Genomic DNA, 18,830 nt, shown 5'->3' on the forward strand with positions numbered 1-18,830 from the left:
CGTCCGCTGCGGTGCTTACCTCACCGCGGCCGTCAAGCGACCAACCACGTAACGCGCGGCACGTCCACCGTTCACCGAATTTCGGTTCGTCTTCGATCCGTTGCGATCCGCGATCTTGAGGCCGAGTCGGCCGACATATCGGCAGGCGGCAGCGTGCTGCTCACCGCGCACGGGGCGCGTTGGCAATATGCGTTTAGCCGCTGACCGGACCGGATCTGTTTTCTTGCATCCGTGGTGTGGATTGCCGGGCGGATGAACCTGCCGGCCGTGGGTAGCGAGGCGGACGCCGGTAGCGAGGCTACTGGGACACCGTGAGGAGGGGATCGGCATGGCGGAGACCCCCGCCGGGCCCGGCACCCGTGAGGGTGACCTTGCCCTGCTGCGCGCGTATGAGCCGGTGATCCGGTACACGGCCGGTGAGCTGTTCCTGCCGACAGCCGTAAGCGCCTACGTCGGCCAGGCCAGCCTGTGGCGTCGGCGCCCGGGTGAACGACGCGACGAATGTCTGGTCCAGGCCGGTGAGCTGACGCTGGAGCGTCTGGCCGCGGTGGGGGAGCGGTTCGCCGGGGACGGCCTGTACCTGCGCCTCGTCGACCGTCCGATGCGTGGTGCCGAGTACCGGCGGTGGCGTCGCGAGGGGACGCAGCCGTCGTTCCGGCCGAGTAGCCGCTTCGCTGCCGTCGGGCTGTTCGCGCGGCTCGTCGATGCCGGGCTCCGCTTGTCCATTCTCCTGCGGGGGACGGTACCCGGCGGCACCCGGGCGGCGGCGCATCGCCTGTACGTCACGCACATGCAGGCGAACGATCATCCCTACTACGCGAGAGTGTCCCGGGACGGCGGCTACGTCGCCCTGCAGTACTGGTACTTCTACCCGATGAATGATTGGCGCTCGACGTTCATCGGGGTCAACGACCACGAGGCCGACTGGGAACAGGTGACGATCTTCCTCGGCGTGACACTCAGCGGCTCCCTGCGCCCGGCCTGGGTGGCGTTCTCGGCCCACGACGAGGTCGGCGACGACCTGCGTAGACGCTGGGACGACCCGGACATGGAGTTCGTCGGCACGCATCCGGTGGTGTACGCGGGGGCCGGATCGCACGCCGGTGCCTACCTACCGGGTGAGTACGTGACGACCGTCGCCCTGGCGTGGCTGAACCGCGTCGCGGCCGCATTGCGGCGGGTGGCCCGGACTCTGCTGCCCTGGACCAGGGACATGCCGGCGACGACCGCCGGCATCCCGTTCATCGACTACCACCGCGGCGATGGCCTGGGCATCGGTGTCGGCGAGCGCCGGGTTTGGCATCCGGTGCTGGTTGACGACAACACTCCGTGGATCCGCGACTATCGAGGGTTGTGGGGGTTGGACACGCGGGACCACTTCGGCGGCGAGCGGGCACCGGCCGGGCCCCGGTATGAGCGAGATGGGGCGGTCCGGCCGGGCTGGGCGAACCCAGTGGCGTGGGCCGGCCTCGACGAGGAGTACCCGACCGTCGAGCACGGTGCCGTGTTGCGGGAGAGCCGTGCGAGCTGGCTGGAACGACGCCTTGCCGAGCTCGCCGTCGAGATCGACGTCCACCGGCAGACGTCGCGGGAGTTGCGCGCCAGCGACCGGGCCAGGGCCGCCTATGCGAGCCGCGCTGGTGCAGACAAGACCCGCCGTGACAAGACCGGCTACGGCCGGGACGGCAGGGAGACCATCGCGCGGCTGCACACCGAGCAGACCGCGCGCCGCGAGGAACTCGATGCGATCGTCCGCGCGAGAACCCAGCCGCCCATCGAGGCTCCGCACGCCCATCTGCGCCGCCGTGCTCTTCCGCTCACCGCCGATGCTCCACGCCAGCGGTTCCTGGCGATATGGTCGGCAGCATCGGTGTCGGTCATGCTGGCCGGGGTTGCGCTCGTGGTGATAAGCCCACCCATCGGAGTGCTCTGGTCGTTCGCCGGTCTGATGGCTCTCATGCTCGCGATCGAGGCGGCCGCCCGCGGCCGGCTGGTGCGGTTCGCGGCAACCATGGCCGCGGCCGGCGCCGCCGTGTTCGCCGTCTTGGGCGCCGTCGAGGTCGTCGTCCGTAACTGGCGGGCCGGAGCGGCTGCCGTGCTGATGCTTGCATCATGCGTTCTGCTCGTTGGCAATCTGCGCGCGTGGATGACGATCCGTTGAGGCGCCGACGGAGGCGAATGGGCCCGCGATGCGCCGTCATCGAGGCTTCTGCGGTGGCTACCTCACCGCGGCCGTCAAGCGGCGAGTCGGCATACGCGTCGTCAGCTGTCAGCTCGACCGAATTTCCTCACGCTCGCCGCGCCGCTGTGTCGCCCGTGTCGCGACCTCAGTCCGTGCCAACGATGTCGGCAGGGGTGAAAGTCCGGACTTCGGGATGGCCGGCCAGTGTTTCGTCCACGCCGCCGCGGGACCAGAAGGCTAACGTGAGCCCGGCCGCACCTGGCGGTGGCAGGAAAGTGGCCCGGCGCCGCAGGTCACCGAGATCCCGCTGCGTGAGCGGTTTGGCCTGCCATCGGCATTCGCCGACGAGGACTGGTTGATCACCAGTTAGGCCTAGTACGTCGATCTTGACAGTCTCGTCCTTCCACCAGCGGCCAACCACCGTGTTGCTGGGCAGTGTTCCCGCCGGCGGCGGTATGTGTGCCGACGCCGGGCAACGACGACAGCTGAAAATTCAGTGCGTGCGAGTCGGAGTCGCCGATCAGTTGGTCGAATGCCTTCACGCGTCGCCTGGTGAGGGCCGCCGCAGCACGTGGTACGTCGGCCGACGCGGGCATCGCCCTCCGACTAGGGCAAGATCCATCGTTGTGCATCGGACTGGTTGCAGGCCACCATCCGCTGCAGGGCCCTGCTGTCCGCGTCGCCCGGACCCCCGAGACACAGCCCCGATGCCGGATTGACCAGCGAGCCCGCGAGTCCTGACCGCCACTGCTGGGCCGGTCCACCATCGCAGTTGCGCAGACGGACCTGGTCACCTGATGCTTGCAGGCATCGACCAAGGGCCTGAATGGTGCCACCGTCAGCGACGGTCCATGCCTGACCGGAGGTGCCGTTGCAGTCCCACCTCCGGATCCCTTCGCCGTTCGGGCCGGCGTTGCCATCGAGGCACAGTCCGGAGACGCTGGTGATCCGTCCTGTGCTGACCTCGCCTCCACGCGGAGGCGGCAGGGTGGGCTGGCCGCTGGTTACGGGGCTACCTATCGGCGGGGCGGCACCCGATGGGTTGGGTGACACCCCGGGCAGGGACGGCTCCCCGGAGACGGACGGCACTCCTGCCGTTGCCGCCGCGTTCGACACCGGCGACGACGGTGGGGCCGGCACAGCAGCTGTCCCGAAGAGACGACCCGCCGGCGCTGTAGACCCGGCCGCACCCGGAGCGGGAGCCGCGGGCCCATCGCCGACGCTCAGCGCAAGCACGGTGGCGCCCAGCGTGACCGTCAGCACGCCCGAGCCGACAGCAACGAAACGCCGTCGGAAACGATTGACCCGGAGGGCGGCCGTCGCGGGGCCGCGCCAGCCCCTGCGCCGGCGCGGGTCAGGCGGATATCGGCGGGCGTTCTCGCGTACTCGGGTTGGCCGTCGGACGTCGATGCACCGCCCAAGGGCTCTTCGGCCACGTGCGCTGCGTGCTGGTGCTCAACGAGGCGGACGTAGGGACGAATCAGGAGCGGCTCGTCGTCGATCTCCGGCCCGACCGTGCCCGCGTCCGTCACATTGGGATAGGTCATTTGCCGGCCGACCGCTCCACCCTGTGCCGTCGGTGCAGTCGCGGCTCGCGGTTGTCATCGCGATCCTCGATCAACATCACGAGCAGCGTCCGGGGTCGCATGACGCCGAACGTAACGGCCATCAGCGTGTGCTGATGAGATTGCGGAGGGTGAACCTGAGAATTCACCCTCGAACTCACCCGCGCGGGTGACGATGCCCGAGGCAACCGGGGGTGTATCGACGTCCGCTGGATCGTGGGCACCTGCTCGACCTCGGACGCGTCCCAGCGCTGGACGGCGAACCGTTCCGCCTGACCGGCCCCGACCCCGAAGGCCGCCCCGCCCCCGGGGCGGCCTTCACCGCGCTCGCCGGGCGCGGCGGCGTCTGAGGAACCAGGTCAGTGCCGCGGCCGTCGTGAGGAGCGCGGCCACCGGCAGGCGCACGAACCAGGGCCACGGGCCGCGGTCCGGGGACCTCGCGGTGCGCACGTCCAGGTCCGGCAGCAGGCCCGCCGCGAGCTGCAGGTCGATGACCTCGCAGTGCTGCGTGCCGAGCTCGCACGAGGAGCCGGCGTCGAAGCGGGACAGCACGCGGCGCTCGTTCGTCGGCAGGGTGATCTCGATCAGCGACAGGCGGCCGCTCGCGTTCACCGCGGCGGCGATCGCGTGGTCCGGGTCGCGCCAGCCCAGGAAGCGGGCGACGTCGTGCAGCGGGGACGGTGTCGGGGTGGCCGGGTCGAGCGGGACGAATGTCGCGTCCACGTTGTCGGTGATGAAGACGTCGTGGTCGGAGGAGCCGGACACCCACGGCACGGTGGTCAGGAACCGCCCGTCCGGCGACCAGCCCACCCCGGCCACGAGCCCCCGCCCGGAGCCGATCGGCACCACGCCCTCCTCGTGACCGTTCAGATCCAGCAGGTGTACGTCCTGAGCCACCTGCACCGCGAGCCGTGCCCCGCCCGGAGCGAAGGCGGCGGTCCACGGTCCCTTGATGGACGGGATCTCGGTGCTTCGCCCGGTTTCGACGTCGAGCAGGCGCAGTGTGCCGTGGTCGAGCACCGACGTCTCGACGTAGTCGACGGCCGACGTGTCGGGCTGCTCGAGGGCCGTGGCGCTGTAGGCCGCGTACCGCCCGTCGGGGGACCAGGCCAGCGGCCGCACCCCGAGCGGTGTGCCGAGGCCGATCGAGCGCCGCCGGCCGGTGGTCAGGTCGACGAGGGTCAGCTCGGAGGTCGCGCCGCGGTCGTCGCCGACGAGCACGCGGGTGCCGTCGGGCGACAACAGGCCCATCGACAGGTCGTGCCGCTCCATGTCGTCCACGCGGCGGTACGTGTCCGCGTCCGCGCCCACGACCAGCGACTGGAACATGTTGAACGCCTCGCCGTTGCCGAAGGTGTACAACGCGATCGCGCGGCCGGGCGCGGAGCGCTCCACGGTGCTGGTCAGCGTCGAGTAGCCGGCGAACCGGTCCGGGAGTGAGGGCCGGTGCGCGGGCGCGGCCGGGCCGGCTGGTCGCGGTACACCCGGCAGCAACACGGCGACGAGGGCCAGCACGACGGCCGTCCAGGCGGCGGCGGTACCGATGCGGCGGCGTCGAACCGAGCGGCGGCCGCGCCGGAGCACCTCGCCCAGGTAGCCGTCCGCGAGCGGCGGCGCGGGATCGTCCGGCAGGGCGGCGAACAAGTCCCTCATGATCCGTCCCCTCCCAGGTGGCGGCGCAGCGCGGCCATGGCGTAGGAGGTCTGGCTCTTCACCGTGCCGGGCGAGCAGCCGAGCGCGGCCGCGGTCTGGGCGACGTCGAGGTCCTCCCAGTAGCGCAGCACGAGCACCGCGCGCTGCCCGCGCGTGAGCCGGGCCAGCGCCGCCCGCACGTCGATCCGCTCCTCGATGCCGGCCGGCACCACCGCGGGCAGGCGCACCTCGGCGGCCGGCTGCACGCGCCGAGCCCAGGGCCGCCTGCGCTCGGCGAGGTACGCGTTCACGAGGATCGTGCGCACGTACGCGTCGACCGACTCGGCCGCGACCGCCTTGGGCCAGTGCCGGTACAGCGCGACGAGGCACTCCTGCACCAGGTCGTCGGCGGCCGCCCACTGGCCGCACAGCCGGTACGCGAGCCGCCGCAGCACCGGCGTACGCGCCCGGACGTACTCCACGAACTCCTGCTCATCCCGCAATCCGGCCTCCCGCAAGAGTATGAGTGGCCTGACGGGCCGGATGGTTGTGGACTTTTTCGGGGCGGCGGAATCGTCGATGCTCCGCAATAATCCCGCCGTGCACAAGCGAATCTTGAGCGGCCTCGCGGCGACAGTCGCCGGGGCCGCGGTGGGGCTGGTGGCCGGGGCAAGCCCGGCCGGCGCGGCGGAGGTCCGGCCCTTCCTCTACGTTTCCGCGACCGCGCCGGGAACCGTGTCGATCGTCGACACCGCGAGCGGCAAGGAGGTCAACACCACCAAGGCCGGCGGCGGCTCGGGCGACGTCGCGTTCGTCCCGGCCTGGGACGCGGTGCTCGCCACCGACTCCGTCAACAACCGGGTCACCGCGTTCGACCCCCGGGTCGGCCTGGAGTTCCTCACGCTGACCGTCGGGGCGGAGCCGCACGGGGTGGCCGCGGCCGCCGGCCTCGGGAACTTCTACGTCGCCAACTTCGGGGACGGGACGCTGTCGGTCATCACCACCGGGACCAACGGCATCGTCAACGTGGCGGTCGGGGACGCGCCGCACGGGGTCGCCGTGACTCCGGACGAGCGGCTGGTGTACGTCACCACCGCCGACGCCGTGGTCGTGGTCGACACCGCCACCAACGCGGTCGTCAAGCGGATCCCCGTCCCGCGCTCCTACGGCGTCGCGATCACTCCGGACGGCTCGCGGGTGTACGTGACCAACTGGACCGCCGACACCGTCTCGGTGCTCGACACGGCCACGAACACCGTCACCGCCACCGTGGCGGTGGGCAACCGGCCGTACGACGTCGTCGTCGCGCCCGACGGGCGGCACGCGTACGTCAGCAACTGGGGCACCGGCACGGTCTCGGTGCTCGACACCACCACGAACACGGTCACCGTCGGTGTCGCCGTCGCCGGGGGCCACCCGTACGGCCTCGACATCACGCCGGACGGCAAGCGCGTGTACGCCACCGGGGGCGCGACCGCCGGCAACGTGACGCCGATCGATACCGCCACGAACACGGCGGCCGCCCCGATCGTCCTCGGCCACGGGGTGACGAACCTCGCGGTCGGCCTGATCGACCCGGCGCCGACGAAGGTCCAGCTGACCACCGAGCTCGAGAACGGCTGGTACGGCGACACGGTGAAGGCGACGGCATTGCCGGCGCTGTCCACCGCGCGGGTCGTGTCGTACTCCTTCGACTTCGGCGACGGCACGGTCGTCACCGGCGCGGAGGCGACGGTGCACCACACGTACGCGAGCGGTGGCGGCAAGATCATCACGCTCACGGCGACGGACGCCGCCGGCGCGACGATCACCGTCAACCGACGGGTCGACATCTGGCACTCGGTGAAGGCCCTGGGCCTGATGGCGGCGAGCAACGCGCGGTACGTCAGCGCGGAGGCCGCCGGGGCCCAGCCGCTGGTCGCCAACCGGACGGCCGTCGGAAGCTGGGAGCAGTTCCACTTCCTCGACGTCGGCGGCGGCGATGTCGCGCTCCTATCGATCGTCAAGGGCACGACGGTCTCGGTGGACGCGGCGGGCCGGCTCACGGTGGACGGCGGGCTCATCGACTCGCCGCAGATCCGTTTCCAGCTCGTCCCGGGCGCCGACGGCACGTTCGGCCTGCGCTCGCGGGCAACCGGGAAGTACGTCAGCGGCAACAACGGCACGGGCCCGCTTACCGCGGACCGTGACGTGCTCGGCCCGTGGGAGCAGTTCTACAGCACCTACAACATCGCCACCGGGCTGGCGATCACCGCGAACGCCAACCACAAGATCGTCACCGCCGAGGCGGCCGGCGCCAAGCCCCTGATCGCCAACCGGGGCGCGGTGGGCCCGTGGGAGAAGTTCGACCTGATCGACACCGGCAACGGCACCGTCGCCCTGTACGCCCAGGCCGACGGCAGGTTCGTCACCGCGGAGGCGGGCGGCAACCAGTCACTGATCGCCAACCGCACGGCGATCGGCGCCTGGGAGCGGTTCACCCTGGTCCGCAACTCGGACGGCAGCGCTTCGCTGCTGGCCGGCGCGAACAGCAAGTACGTGACGGCGGAGGCGGGCGGCAACCAGCCGCTGATCGCCAACCGCACCGCGATCGGGCCGTGGGAAGAGTTCGCGGGCCTGGTTCCCGCGTAGGTCGAGGGCGGGGCTCGGCGGTGCGATCGGCGACCAACGCCGACGCACCGCCGGGCACGAACCGCCACTACGCCGCGCCGCTGACGTCAGCCCTCGATGGTCAGGGCGTCGCCGTCGCTCGTGAGTCGGAGGGACAGGACGCCGGGGACTCCTCGATCACGGTAGCCCGAGCACCTGGTTCAGGCGTTCCCTGGTCTGCTCGGTGAGCATGCCGACCGCGGGGCCGAGCGCGTGCTCGCGGACCTCGGCGTGCGCCTCCGGGGCCGGGCACATGAACACGGCCAGCACCCGGAGCGGGCGAAGATCGTCTTCCAGCCAGGTGTACCGGCCGTGCTCGAACGCGTTCCCGACGTGCCCGACCACGATGTCGGCGACGCGCTTGTCGACCCGCGGCCGGTACTGCGCCTTCGAGGACTCCGTCACCGCGCGCCGCATCCATTCCCGGGCGTCCGGCCCCTTCTCCAGGCCGCGTACGAGCCCGACGAGCAGGTCGCACCATCCGTGGTCGGCGAACTCCCGCCCGATCGCGACGGGGTCGGCGAGCTCGGCCGCGATGCGGTCCCAGGTGCTCAGCGCCAGCCCCTCGGCGAGCGCCTCCACCTGCTCGGTCACCGTCGGCCGGGCGACCTCGGGCCCGGCGACGTTCGCGAGCCGGGTCCGCCGCCCCTCGACCGAGAGCCAGCCGCTGATGTCGATGCGCGCGAGATCGCCCACGATCTCGCGGTTGCGTTGGTTGCGTCGCAGGCCCTGCGACGCGGGTTGGAGCACCCGGTTCCGGCGGTTCCACCGGTGGGTGCGTTCGGCGTTCGGCCCGATGGCCAGATCGAGCCAGGCCCGCCAGCCGTGCAAGGATCCGCCGCAGCTGCCGCAGTGGCAGGCATGTCTGCGCCCGTTCGAGCAATTGTCATTGTGACGACCGGTTGCCACGCTGCATCACCGACCTCTACTCACGAACACTCAGCGTCACACGCCTGTTACCCGAGTCCATAGGCCTGAACAGATGCGTGAATACATGAATCCGTGCCGATTTTGTGTTCGTACATGTGTTCGAAGAGGGGTAGGGTTGGGTCGTCGGTTCGGTACCGCCGCGGGAGGTTTTCGCCAGTGCTCTTCAACCCGGTCGCGAATATCAGCGGCGCCCATGACCTGCGCATCATCGCCGGCGACGCCGCGGTGGGGCAGGCCTTCTGCGACCCGCTGACCTTCGGCGGCCCGCGCTTCGCCACCCCGGCGCGTGAGCTGCTGCGGCTGGTGTGGCCCTCGACCGCGACCCAGGCCCGCCTGATGTGGGGCGCGCGGATCGCGGCCCGGGCGCGGCAACACCCGGTCGACGAGCTCCTCCCGGAGGCCGTCGCAGACCTGATGGGCGTGCCGGCGCCGGTCCTGCGCTCGATCGAGGCGCAGTGCCGCGACCTGGTCGACCCCCTGGCCCCGATGCGCCTGCTCGACGACGCGATCGCCGGGGTGGTGCGCGACCGGGGCGTGGGCCGGCCCGAGACGGTGCTCGACGAGCTGCTGTTCTGGCGCGGGCTGGGGCCGGAGCGGATCGCGTTGGACGAGGTCGCGGAGCTGGTGACGGCGCTGACCGCCGCGCTGTGGGACGCGGCCACGATGGTGCTGCCCGGCCTGCTGGACGCGGCCCTCTCCTACCCGGGCGCCGACCGGGCCCGGCTCGTCGAGCTGGTGCTGTCCAGCGGGCCCGGCGTGGTCGGTTGGCTGCGCGAGACGAGCCAGGCGGTCATGCTCGACGGCGACCTGGTCCCGGCCGGCGAGCGGTGCCTGCTCCTGGTCGACGCCACCGAGCGCCGCACCCGGGAGCCGCTGCGCACGCTGCGGTGGCTGGCGCCCGACTGCCCGACCGGCGCGGGGGCGACGTTCGCGCGCCTGTTCGCCAACGCCCTGCCCGCGCTGCCGTCCGAGGTCATGCCCTTACCGACCCGCCAGCCGCGCCGGCTTCAGCTGCTCCTGCACGCGGCCGGCTCCAACGGCTACCTCGCCCACGCCCGGCGGTCGCGCAGGGGCTGACCGCGCCTGTTGTATCGGCGGCGTATCGAAATTCGCATACGCCGCCGCAACGGTTTCGCGGCTTCAGTGGAGGCATCAACCGCGGCGTATGTCAGCGCCGGGTTCGTCTCCAGCGGGAGGACCGTGATCATGGGCTCGGGTTCGGCACATGGCATCGACCGGCGGCGGCTGTTCAGATGGGGCGGGCTGGCCACCGCCGGCGTGGTGGCGGCCGGGGTGCCGCTGGTGAACGCCGGGATCGGCCACGCCGACTCGGACCACAGCGACCGGATCCCGCCCGACACCCGGCCCGGCGGGGCCTACGACCGGTACGTGGCGCAGCTGGCGGCCGCGGGCAAGTTCTCCGGCGTGGTGCTGTTGTCGCACCGGGGCCGGACGGTCCTGTCCCGCAGCTACGGGCAAGCCGATGAGGAGCAGGGCGTCCCCAACGGCGAGGGCATCGCGTTCAGCCTCAGCTCGGCGGGCAAGCCGTTCCTCGCGGTGGCCGTCCTGCAGCTGGCGCAGCAGGGCCGGCTGCGGCTGACCGACACGGTCGGGCAGCACCTGGCCGGCTTCGCGCCGGACATCGCCGACCGGGTGAGCATCCACCACCTGCTCTCCGGTACGTCCGGGCTCGACAGCCCGCCCGAGGACGTGCAGCGCATCTTCCGGAGCCGGGACGAGGTGCACCGGTACTACGAGCAGCGGGCCCGGATGGCGAAACCGGTCGGCGTGCCGGGCGTGCCCACCACCACCCACCAGGAGGCCGAGATCACGATTCCCGCACTGATCGTGGAGGCCGTGGCCGGCCGGACGTACTGGGACTACGTCCAGGAGCACATCTTCCGGCGTTGCGGCATGACCCGCTCGGCGTTCTACACGCGGACGCAGTGGCTCACCGACGCGCACCTCGCGCACCCGTACATGACGGTGGCCGACGGCCGCGAGGTGGACGCCGTGCGCAACCTGGACCAGGGCAGTCCGGACCCGTGGATCCTCGGCAAGAACCCGGGCCGCGCCTTCATCGACGCCCCGGGGGACGGCGGCTTCGCCACCGCGCCGGACCTGGTCCGGTTCGCGCAGGCGCTCGGCGACGGCACGCTGCTGGACCGGCCCTGGGCCGACGTGCTCACCGCGCCCAAGCTGCCCCTCGGGCCGGCCTCGTTCGGGGCGTACGGGGTGGCGGTCGAGATCGCCGGCGGCCAGTGGACGTTCCAGCGCGCCGGCGGCAACCCCGGGGTCGGGGCCAACTGGAGCGTCTACCCGGACACCGGCTGGGTCGGCGTCATCCTCAGCAACCGCGAGGGCGTGCCGCTGGCGGAGATGATCGGGCGGGAGACACAGGCCGTCACCGGGGCCGCGCCCGGCGACGGGGGTGGCGGCTGAGGGTGTATCGCGGGCGTATGCAAAACCGCATACGCCCTGGCAACGGTCCTCCGGCTTGAATCAGAGCATGAACCGTTTGCGAAGAGGCGTGCTCCTGAGCCTGGCGATCATCGGTCTGGCGGCCGTCGTGTACGTGGTGCGGCGGCCGCTCACGATGGCCGCCCCGGCGTGCCTGGCCGGGCGGTGGCACGGCTGCTTCGACACGGAGAACGGCGTGATGCTCATGACGCTGGCCGGGCTGCCGTTCGCCGCGCTGGCGGCGTGGGCCCTGGCCGTCCACCGGCGGGCCGCCGGCGCCCCGGACGCCGGGCGGGCGTCGCTGGCCGAGGTGGGCATGGTCTACGGGACGGTGCCGTTCGTCTGGATCACCACCATGCCGGGCGCGGGGGCCGGCATCGTGCCGGGCCGGGTGAGCCTGGTACCGCTGCGGGATCTCGAGACGATGGGCCCGATCGGCATCGGCGGCAACCTGCTGATCCTCGCGGCGCTGGGGTTCTTCGCCCCGATGCGGTTCGCGGCGCTGGCGTCCCTGCCGCGGATTCTGGCGCTCGGGGTGGGCGGCTCGGCCCTGATCGAGATCGCCCAGTACGTCCTACGGCTGGACCGGGTGTCCTCGGTGGATGACGTCCTGGTCAACGCGGCCGGGGCCGCGCTGGCCGGGCTGGCGTCGCGGCCCTGGTGGCGCCGCCGGGCGGAGGCGCCGGCGGACCGGCCTCCCCTTGCGCCGCAACGGCCGGATGCCGCGCGGGTCCGGCTATAGGGTTCCGGCATGCGGGTACTGATCGTTGAGGACGAGCCGTACCTGGCCGAAGCCGTCCGGGACGGCCTGCGGCTGGAGGCGATCGCGGCCGACATCGCCGGCGACGGCGACACCGCCCTGGAGCTGCTCAGCGTCAACTCGTACGACCTCGCGGTCCTCGACCGGGACATCCCCGGCCCCTCCGGCGACGAGGTCGCCCGGCGCATCGTCGCCTCCGGCAGCGGCATCCCGATCCTCATGCTCACCGCGGCCGACCGGATCGACGACAAGGCCTCCGGCTTCGAGCTCGGCGCCGACGACTACCTCACCAAGCCGTTCGAGCTGCGGGAGCTCGTCCTGCGGCTGCGGGCGCTCGACCGCCGCCGCACCTACGCCCGGCCCCCGGTCCGGGAGATCGCGGGCCTGCGGCTCGACCCGTTCCGCCGGGAGGTCTTCCGCGACGGCCGTTACGTCGGGCTCACCCGCAAGCAGTTCGCCGTGCTGGAGGTCCTCGTCGCCGCCGAGGGCGGGGTCGTCAGCGCCGAGGAGCTGCTGGAACGGGCCTGGGACGAGAACGCCGACCCGCTCACCAGCGCGGTGCGCATCACCGTCTCGGCCCTGCGCAAACGGCTCGGCGAGCCGTGGCTCATCGCCACCGTGCCCGGCGTCGGCTACCGCATAGACACCGGCCGCGAGGGCGAGGACCGTGGCTAGGCCGCCCGGCTTGAGCGTCCGCCTCAAGCTGACCCTCAGCTATGCCGGGTTCGTCATGCTGGCCGGGGGCCTGCTGCTGGTCACCGTGTGGGTGTTCCTGCTGCGGTACGTGCCCGAGTCGACCACCAACGCCGAGGTGACCGGGCCGTTTTCCGTCCCGGCGATGTTCGTGCCGAACCGCTCCGACCTGCTGCGCGCGTTCGGCCCGCGAGCGGCCGCGGTGCTGATTTTCCTGCTGAACTTCGGCCTGCTGGGCGGGTGGGTTCTGGCCGGCCGGATGCTCGCGCCGCTGACCCGCATCACCAACGCCACCCGCGTGGCCGCGGACGGATCGCTGTCCCACCGGATTCGCATGGAGGGGCGCCAGGACGAGTTCCGCGAGCTCTCCGACGCGTTCGACGCGATGCTGGCACGGCTCGAGGCGAACGTCGCCGAGCAGCAGCGGTTCGCCGCGAACGCCTCGCACGAGCTGCGTACCCCGCTGGCGATCTCGCGGACGCTCCTGGACGTCGCGCGCCAGGACCCCACGCGGGACCGGGGCGAGCTCATCGAGCGCCTGGACGTGGTCAACCGCCGGGCGATCGACCTGACCGAGGCCCTCCTGCTGCTGAGCCGGGGCGAGCGCGGCAACTTCACACGGGAGAGCGTCGACCTCTCCCTCGTCGCCGAGGAGGCGGCCGAGACGCTGCTCCCGCTCGCCGAGCAGCGCCGGATCTCCCTTGACGTCACCGGCGGGGCGGCCCGGACCAGCGGCTCCGCGGAGTTGCTGCTGCGGGTGGTGACGAACCTCGTTCAGAACGCCGTCGTCCACAACCTGCCCGTGGGCGGCACGGTGCTGGTCCACACCGAGGAGCAGGGGGACGCGAGTGTGCTGCGGGTCGAGAACACGGGTCGCCGGCTCGCACCGGAGCTCATACCGGCGCTGATCGAGCCCTTCCAGCGGGGTACGGAGCGCACGCGCACCGACGAGCACGCCGGGGTCGGCCTCGGGCTGGCCATCGTGCACAGCATCGTCCGGGCCCACAACGGGACCCTCGACCTCGTACCCGGCCGCGCCGGCGGTCTGCTCGTCACCGTCCGGCTCCCGCGCACGCCCTGAAACGTGCGGCACCTGCGGCACCCCCTCGACGCCGCAGATGCCCGGCCCAACCGGGGGCAGAACGCCGCCAACGCCCGGCGTCCCTCGCCGCGCAGACGTTGCCGACGCCCAACGCCCGCCGCGGCATTACCTGCCGAAGCGGAACCGGCGCCCGTCGGGAAAACGCCCATATTCGGTGTAATACCCCGTCAGGCGATAAGTCCGTACAGTCGTCGCCCAATACGCCGTGATCGAAAGAGATTTGGGGGCCACACACGGCGTTGGGCGCGGCCCCGTATCAAATGTTTCGCCAGCTCGGACCGAAATATCCCCGTTCGCCCAGAGTAACGCGGGTGCCTTGACTGAGTAAGGCATCCGCACCGGGCGCATTTCGGCACGCACAAGCGCTCCAATGAAAAGGGTCGCCGCCCCTGCTCTTTCGACGCTCTCATCTGACTACCATCAAGTTTCCAGTGCAGCTTCGAGGGGAGGCGGCGGCCGCACAGCGGGTGATGATGCGCGATTCGACCCGATTTTCGATTCTCGGCCCGGTGCAGATCCGCACCCCGGCCGCCGAGATCACGGTCGCGGCGCCGCGGGAGCGGGTGCTGCTGGCGCTGCTGCTCCTGCGGGAGGGGCAGCTCGTACCGGTACAACAGGTCATCTCCGCGCTCTGGGACACCAGCCCGCCGCTGACCGCCCGGGCCCAGGTGCACAGCTGCGTGTCCCGGCTGCGGCAGCTGCTGCGCAAGGCCGGGCTGCCCGAGGACCTGGTGGTGACGGAGCCGTCCGGGTACCGGATCAAGGTCGGCCCGGAGGACCTCGACGCCGCGCTGTTCGCCTCGCTGGTCGAGCGGGGCCGGGCCGCGGCCGCGGACGGGGACCTCGCCGCCGGCCGCGACGACCTGCGGGCCGCGCTCGCGCTGTGGCGGGGCCGGCCGCTCACCGACGTCGACTCGGACGTAGTGCGGGCCGCGGCCGCGCACCTCGAGGAGCAGTGGACCGCCGCCATGGCGCTCTGCCTCGACCTGGAGCTGCAGCTGGACCTGCCCGAGGAGGTGCTGGCCGAGGTCGCCGACCTGGTTGAGCGGTACCCGCACCACGAGCAGTTCCGCGGCCACCTCATGACCGCGCTGGCCCGCTCCGGTCGGCGCGCCGACGCGCTCGCCGTGTTCCGGCGCGGGCGGGCGCTGCTGGCCGAGGAGCTCGGCATCGAGCCGGGCGCCGAGCTGTCCGACCTGCACCGGCGCATCCTCAACGGCGACGCCACCCTGTTGCTGCCGCAGGCGCCGCGCACGCTCGGCCGCCGGGCCGCCCGCTGCCTGCCCCGCGACGTGGCCGATTTCGCCGGCCGGGCCGAGCTGGTGCAGCGGCTCGTCGGGGCGCTGCGCGCCGAGCGGCCCGAGGTGATCGCGATCGACGGCATGGCCGGCATGGGCAAGACGTCGCTCGCGGTGCGGGTCGCGCACGCGGCGAGCGAGCGCTACCCGGACGGGCAGCTGTACCTCGACCTGCGCGGCCACAGCGACCGCGAGCCGCTCGACCCCGGCGAGGCGCTCGGGGCCCTGCTGCGGCAGCTGGGGGTGCACGCCGAGCGGGTACCGCCGGGGCTGGACGACCGCGCGGTGCTGTGGCGCACCGAGCTCGCCGACCGCCAGGTCCTGGTGCTGCTCGACAACGCGCTGGACACGGCCCAGGTGCTGCCGATGCTCCCCGGCACCGCGCACACCGGCGTCGTCATCACGAGCCGGCGCCGCCTGGCCGGGCTCGACGGGGCGCTGACGGTGTCGCTGGACGTGCTGCCGATCGAGGACGCCGTCGAGCTGCTGCGGCGGACCGCGGGCGAGCGGGCGTACGCCGACCCCGCGAGCACCGTCGAGGTCGCCGAGCTGTGCGGGCGGTTGCCGCTGGCGGTCCGGCTGGCCGGGGCGCGGCTGCAGCACCGGCCCGGCTGGAGCGTGGCCGACCTGGCCCTGCGGCTGCGCACCGCGAATCGGCGGCTGCCGGAGCTCGCGGTCGACGGAAGGACTGTCGCGGCCGCCTTCACGCTGTCGTACCAGCATCTGGCGGTACCGTTGCAGCGGCTTTTCGGGGTTCTGGGTCTGCACCCCTCGGGCGACTTCGAGCCCGCCGCGGCCGCCGCGCTGGCCGGCCTGCCCGTGCGGGAGGCCGAGGATCTGCTCGAAGACCTGGTCGACGTGCATCTCGTGGAGGCGCCGGCGGCCGGCCGCTACCGGCTCCACGACCTGCTGCGCGACTTCGCGGCCGAGCTCGCGTGCGACAACACCGGGGCGGTGGCGCGGCTGCTCGACCACTATCTGTACAGCGTGGTCAGCGCGACGAAGTTCATGGAGCTCTCCGACGCCCGGTCGCTGCTGCGCCTCGAGACGCCGCCGCCGACCGCGCTCGACTTCGCGACCCCGCCCGAGGCGCGCCGCTGGCTGGAGCGCGAGCTGCCCAACGTGCTCAGCGTGAGCCGCCTCGCCGCCGAGTCCGGGCACCACCGGCACACGTGCATGCTGACCCGTGCGGTGTCGCCGTTCCTGTTCGGCTTCGGCTTCGGCGAGCACCAGCTCGACCTCTACGAGCGCGCGATCGAGGCCGCGGTGGCGCTGCCCGACGGCGAGCTGGAGGCCGAGTCGCGCAACTACCTCGCCGCCGTGTACTTCCGGATGGGCCGCCTCACCGACGCCCTCACCACCCTGCAGGCCGTCATCCGCATCGCCGAGCGCGAGGACCTGCCCCGACTGGTCGGCACCGCGCTCACCAACCTCGCGATGCTGCACAGCCGGCTCGGGCAGTATCCGGAGGCGATCGCGTCCGCCGAGGCGGCCGCCCAGGTCCGCCTGCCGGAGATGCCGCCGAGCCTCGAGTTCAAGCTGCACAGCACGGTCGCGCTCGTGCACACCCAGGCCGGCAACTACCCGCAGGCCCTGGCCGCGAACCGGCGCGCCCTCGCCGTCGCGCGCCGCATCGGGGGCATCCGGCCGTTCGCGATAAGCCTCGGCGAGCTCGGGCTGGTGCACCTGCACCTCGGCCACCTGACCGTCGCCACCGCCCTGCTGCAGCGGGCGCTGGCGCTGAAGAAGGACTCGGTGAACCAGTACGGGGCGGCGGAGACGCTGAGCAAGCTGGGCACCGCGTACCGTCTCGCGGGCCGCCTGGCCGACGCCGAGACGTGCCAGCGCGCGGCGCGGGACCAGATGGAGCGGGTCGCGGACGTGTCCGGCCAGTGCCTGGCCGCGAACGACCTCGCCCTGACCCTGCGCGCCCGCGGCCTGGCCCAGGAGGCCGACTGGCTCAACAAGGAGGCCTTCGCGAAGGCCTCGCGCATCGGCGACCGCTACGAGCAGGCGCGGGCGCTGCACGGCCTGGACCGCGCCGACGAGGCTGTTGCGCTGTTCACATCACTCGGCGCACAGGACCTTTTCGCGCTCTCCCGCTGAAAGATGGATCCATGGAGTACCGCATCGAGCACGACACCATGGGCGAGGTCCGCGTCCCCGCGTCGGCCCTCTGGCGCGCTCAGACCCAGCGAGCGGTCGAGAATTTCCCGATTTCCGGTGTACGTCTCGAGCCGCCCCTGATCCGCGCGCTCGCCGCGATCAAGGCGGCGGCCGCGGCGGTGAACGGCTCCCTGGGCGTGATCGACCCCGATGTCGCCGACGCCGTCGCCGATGCGGCCCGCACGATCGCGGACGGCGAGCACGCCGACCAGTTCCCGATCGACGTCTTCCAGACCGGCTCCGGCACCTCCTCGAACATGAACGTGAACGAGGTCATCGCCACCCTGGCCTCGCGCGCGCTCGACAAGGCGGTCCACCCGAACGACCACGTCAACGCGTCGCAGTCGTCGAACGACGTCTTCCCGTCGGCGATGCACATCGCCGTGGCCGGCGAGCTGGCGCACACGCTCTCGCCCGCGCTGACGTCACTGGCCGCCGCGCTCTCGCGCAAGGCCGCCGAGTTCGCCCTGCTGGTGAAGGCGGGCCGCACTCACCTCATGGACGCGACGCCGGTCACGCTGGGCCAGGAGTTCTCGGGGTACGCGGCGCAGATCTCCTACGGCGTGGACCGCATCGCCGCGGTACTCCCGCGCGTGTCCGAGCTGCCGCTGGGCGGGACGGCGGTCGGCACGGGCCTGAACACGCCGCCGGGCTTCGCCGCCCGGGCCGTGGCCCTCCTCGCGGAGACGACGTCCCTGCCCCTCACCGAGGCGCGCAACCACTTCGAGGCCCAGGGCGCCCGCGACTCCCTCGTGGAGGCGTCGGGCGTGATCCGCACCATCGCCGTGGGCCTGTACAAGATCGCGAACGACATCCGCTGGATGGGCTCGGGCCCGCGCGCGGGCCTGCGCGAACTGGCGATCCCCGACCTGCAGCCGGGCTCGTCGATCATGCCCGGCAAGGTGAACCCGGTCATCCCCGAGGCGATCCGCCAGGTCGTGGCCCAGGTGATCGGCAACGACGCCGCGGTGGCGTTCGCGGGCACCCAGGGCGACTTCGAGCTCAACGTGATGCTGCCGGTGATCGCGCGCAACCTGCTGGAGTCGATCCGCCTGCTGACGAACGTGGCACGGTTGTTCGAGGAGCGCTGCATCGCGGACCTGAAGGCGAACCCTTCCGTCCTGGAGGCGTACGCGGCGGGCTCCCCGTCGATCGTGACGCCCCTGAACCGCCACCTCGGCTACGAGGAGGCCGCGGCGATCGCGAAGCAGGCCCTGGCCTCGGGCAAGACGATCCGCGAGGTGGTCCTGGACCGCGGCCACGTCGAGCGCGGCACCTTGACGGAGCAGCAACTCGACGAGGCCCTCGACCTGCTGGGGATGACCAACTCGGGCTGATCAACGCCGGCCTCACCGCGATGGCCGATGCGCCCCGGGAACGGAACGCCTCGGCC

At 72.2% G+C, this 18,830-nt stretch carries 15 protein-coding genes; 10 read left to right on the top strand and 5 right to left on the bottom strand.

Features of this window, described 5'->3' with window-relative positions; all coding sequences use genetic code 11:
* The first annotated feature begins 328 nt into the window (after positions 1-328).
* Positions 329-2,161, top strand: a complete 1,833-nt coding sequence (locus tag ACPPVO_RS01485) for a hypothetical protein (RefSeq protein WP_426509399.1) — start codon at positions 329-331, stop codon at positions 2,159-2,161.
* A gap of 166 nt (positions 2,162-2,327) precedes the next feature.
* On the opposite strand, the gene ACPPVO_RS01490 is transcribed toward ACPPVO_RS01485, so the two are convergent.
* Entirely contained in the window at positions 2,328-2,603 is a 276-nt protein-coding gene (locus ACPPVO_RS01490; RefSeq protein WP_426509401.1) for a DUF234 domain-containing protein, read from the bottom strand.
* 185 nt (positions 2,604-2,788) lie between these two features.
* Positions 2,789-3,445, bottom strand: a complete 657-nt coding sequence (locus ACPPVO_RS01495; RefSeq protein WP_426509403.1) for a ricin-type beta-trefoil lectin domain protein — start codon at positions 3,443-3,445, stop codon at positions 2,789-2,791.
* A gap of 496 nt (positions 3,446-3,941) precedes the next feature.
* On the opposite strand from ACPPVO_RS01495, the gene ACPPVO_RS01500 reads away from it, so the two are divergent.
* Positions 3,942-4,097 (top strand): hypothetical protein, encoded by a 156-nt coding sequence (locus tag ACPPVO_RS01500; RefSeq protein ID WP_426509405.1) that lies wholly within the window; start codon positions 3,942-3,944, stop codon positions 4,095-4,097.
* Here ACPPVO_RS01500 and ACPPVO_RS01505 read toward each other — a convergent pair.
* Together ACPPVO_RS01505 and ACPPVO_RS01510 are read right to left on the bottom strand one after the other, a co-directional pair.
* Positions 4,066-5,400: a WD40 repeat domain-containing protein gene (locus ACPPVO_RS01505; RefSeq protein WP_426509406.1), complete on the bottom strand. Its 1,335-nt coding sequence runs from the start codon at positions 5,398-5,400 to the stop codon at positions 4,066-4,068. The two genes, ACPPVO_RS01500 and ACPPVO_RS01505, sit on opposite strands and share 32 nt — an antisense overlap.
* On the bottom strand, positions 5,397-5,882 hold the full coding sequence (locus tag ACPPVO_RS01510; protein ID WP_426509408.1) for a SigE family RNA polymerase sigma factor: 486 nt from the start codon (positions 5,880-5,882) through the stop codon (positions 5,397-5,399). Before ACPPVO_RS01510 ends, ACPPVO_RS01505 begins: the two co-directional genes overlap by 4 nt.
* Positions 5,883-5,979: 97 nt before the next feature.
* Here ACPPVO_RS01510 and ACPPVO_RS01515 point away from each other — a divergent pair, with 97 nt between their 5' ends.
* Positions 5,980-8,010, top strand: a complete 2,031-nt coding sequence (locus tag ACPPVO_RS01515; RefSeq protein WP_426509410.1) for a PKD domain-containing protein — start codon at positions 5,980-5,982, stop codon at positions 8,008-8,010.
* A 156-nt stretch (positions 8,011-8,166) separates the two neighbouring features.
* Here the strand turns inward: ACPPVO_RS01515 and ACPPVO_RS01520 are convergent, their stop codons facing one another.
* Positions 8,167-8,724 carry a hypothetical protein gene (locus ACPPVO_RS01520; protein ID WP_426509413.1) on the bottom strand — a complete coding sequence of 186 codons (558 nt, stop codon included), beginning with the start codon at positions 8,722-8,724 and terminating at the stop codon, positions 8,167-8,169.
* A 390-nt stretch (positions 8,725-9,114) separates the two neighbouring features.
* Here ACPPVO_RS01520 and ACPPVO_RS01525 point away from each other — a divergent pair, with 390 nt between their 5' ends.
* From ACPPVO_RS01525 to ACPPVO_RS01555, 7 genes are all read left to right on the top strand, one after another.
* A complete protein-coding gene (locus ACPPVO_RS01525; RefSeq protein ID WP_426509415.1) occupies positions 9,115-10,035 on the top strand; it encodes a hypothetical protein in 921 nt (306 codons plus the stop codon).
* A 66-nt stretch (positions 10,036-10,101) separates the two neighbouring features.
* Positions 10,102-11,400 carry a serine hydrolase domain-containing protein gene (locus tag ACPPVO_RS01530; protein ID WP_426509417.1) on the top strand — a complete coding sequence of 433 codons (1,299 nt, stop codon included), beginning with the start codon at positions 10,102-10,104 and terminating at the stop codon, positions 11,398-11,400.
* A 67-nt stretch (positions 11,401-11,467) separates the two neighbouring features.
* The gene (locus tag ACPPVO_RS01535; protein WP_426509418.1) at positions 11,468-12,160 is read left to right on the top strand and encodes a VanZ family protein; all 693 of its coding nucleotides are present in this window, start codon (positions 11,468-11,470) and stop codon (positions 12,158-12,160) included.
* 9 nt (positions 12,161-12,169) lie between these two features.
* Positions 12,170-12,853, top strand: coding sequence for a response regulator transcription factor (locus ACPPVO_RS01540; protein ID WP_426509420.1), 684 nt, complete (start codon positions 12,170-12,172; stop codon positions 12,851-12,853).
* 10 nt (positions 12,854-12,863) lie between these two features.
* Positions 12,864-13,952, top strand: coding sequence for a sensor histidine kinase (locus ACPPVO_RS01545; RefSeq protein ID WP_426509422.1), 1,089 nt, complete (start codon positions 12,864-12,866; stop codon positions 13,950-13,952).
* A gap of 452 nt (positions 13,953-14,404) precedes the next feature.
* A complete protein-coding gene (locus ACPPVO_RS01550; RefSeq protein WP_426509424.1) occupies positions 14,405-17,377 on the top strand; it encodes a BTAD domain-containing putative transcriptional regulator in 2,973 nt (990 codons plus the stop codon).
* Between the two features lie 11 nt (positions 17,378-17,388).
* Positions 17,389-18,774 carry a class II fumarate hydratase gene (locus tag ACPPVO_RS01555; RefSeq protein WP_426509426.1) on the top strand — a complete coding sequence of 462 codons (1,386 nt, stop codon included), beginning with the start codon at positions 17,389-17,391 and terminating at the stop codon, positions 18,772-18,774.
* Positions 18,775-18,830: the final 56 nt, after the last annotated feature.

The sequence above is a fragment of the Dactylosporangium sp. McL0621 genome (assembly GCF_049995355.1).
Taxonomy (GTDB): domain Bacteria; phylum Actinomycetota; class Actinomycetes; order Mycobacteriales; family Micromonosporaceae; genus Dactylosporangium.

Excerpts from the sequence above, each read along its gene's own strand:
- ACPPVO_RS01555 (WP_426509426.1), top strand. The coding sequence starts at position 17,389 with ATGGAGTACCGCATCGAGCACGACACCATGGGCGAGGTCCGCGTCCCC.
- ACPPVO_RS01540 (WP_426509420.1), top strand. The coding sequence starts at position 12,170 with ATGCGGGTACTGATCGTTGAGGACGAGCCGTACCTGGCCGAAGCCGTC.
- ACPPVO_RS01535 (WP_426509418.1), top strand. The coding sequence starts at position 11,468 with ATGAACCGTTTGCGAAGAGGCGTGCTCCTGAGCCTGGCGATCATCGGT.
- ACPPVO_RS01505 (WP_426509406.1), bottom strand. The coding sequence starts at position 5,400 with ATGAGGGACTTGTTCGCCGCCCTGCCGGACGATCCCGCGCCGCCGCTC.
- ACPPVO_RS01485 (WP_426509399.1), top strand. The coding sequence starts at position 329 with ATGGCGGAGACCCCCGCCGGGCCCGGCACCCGTGAGGGTGACCTTGCC.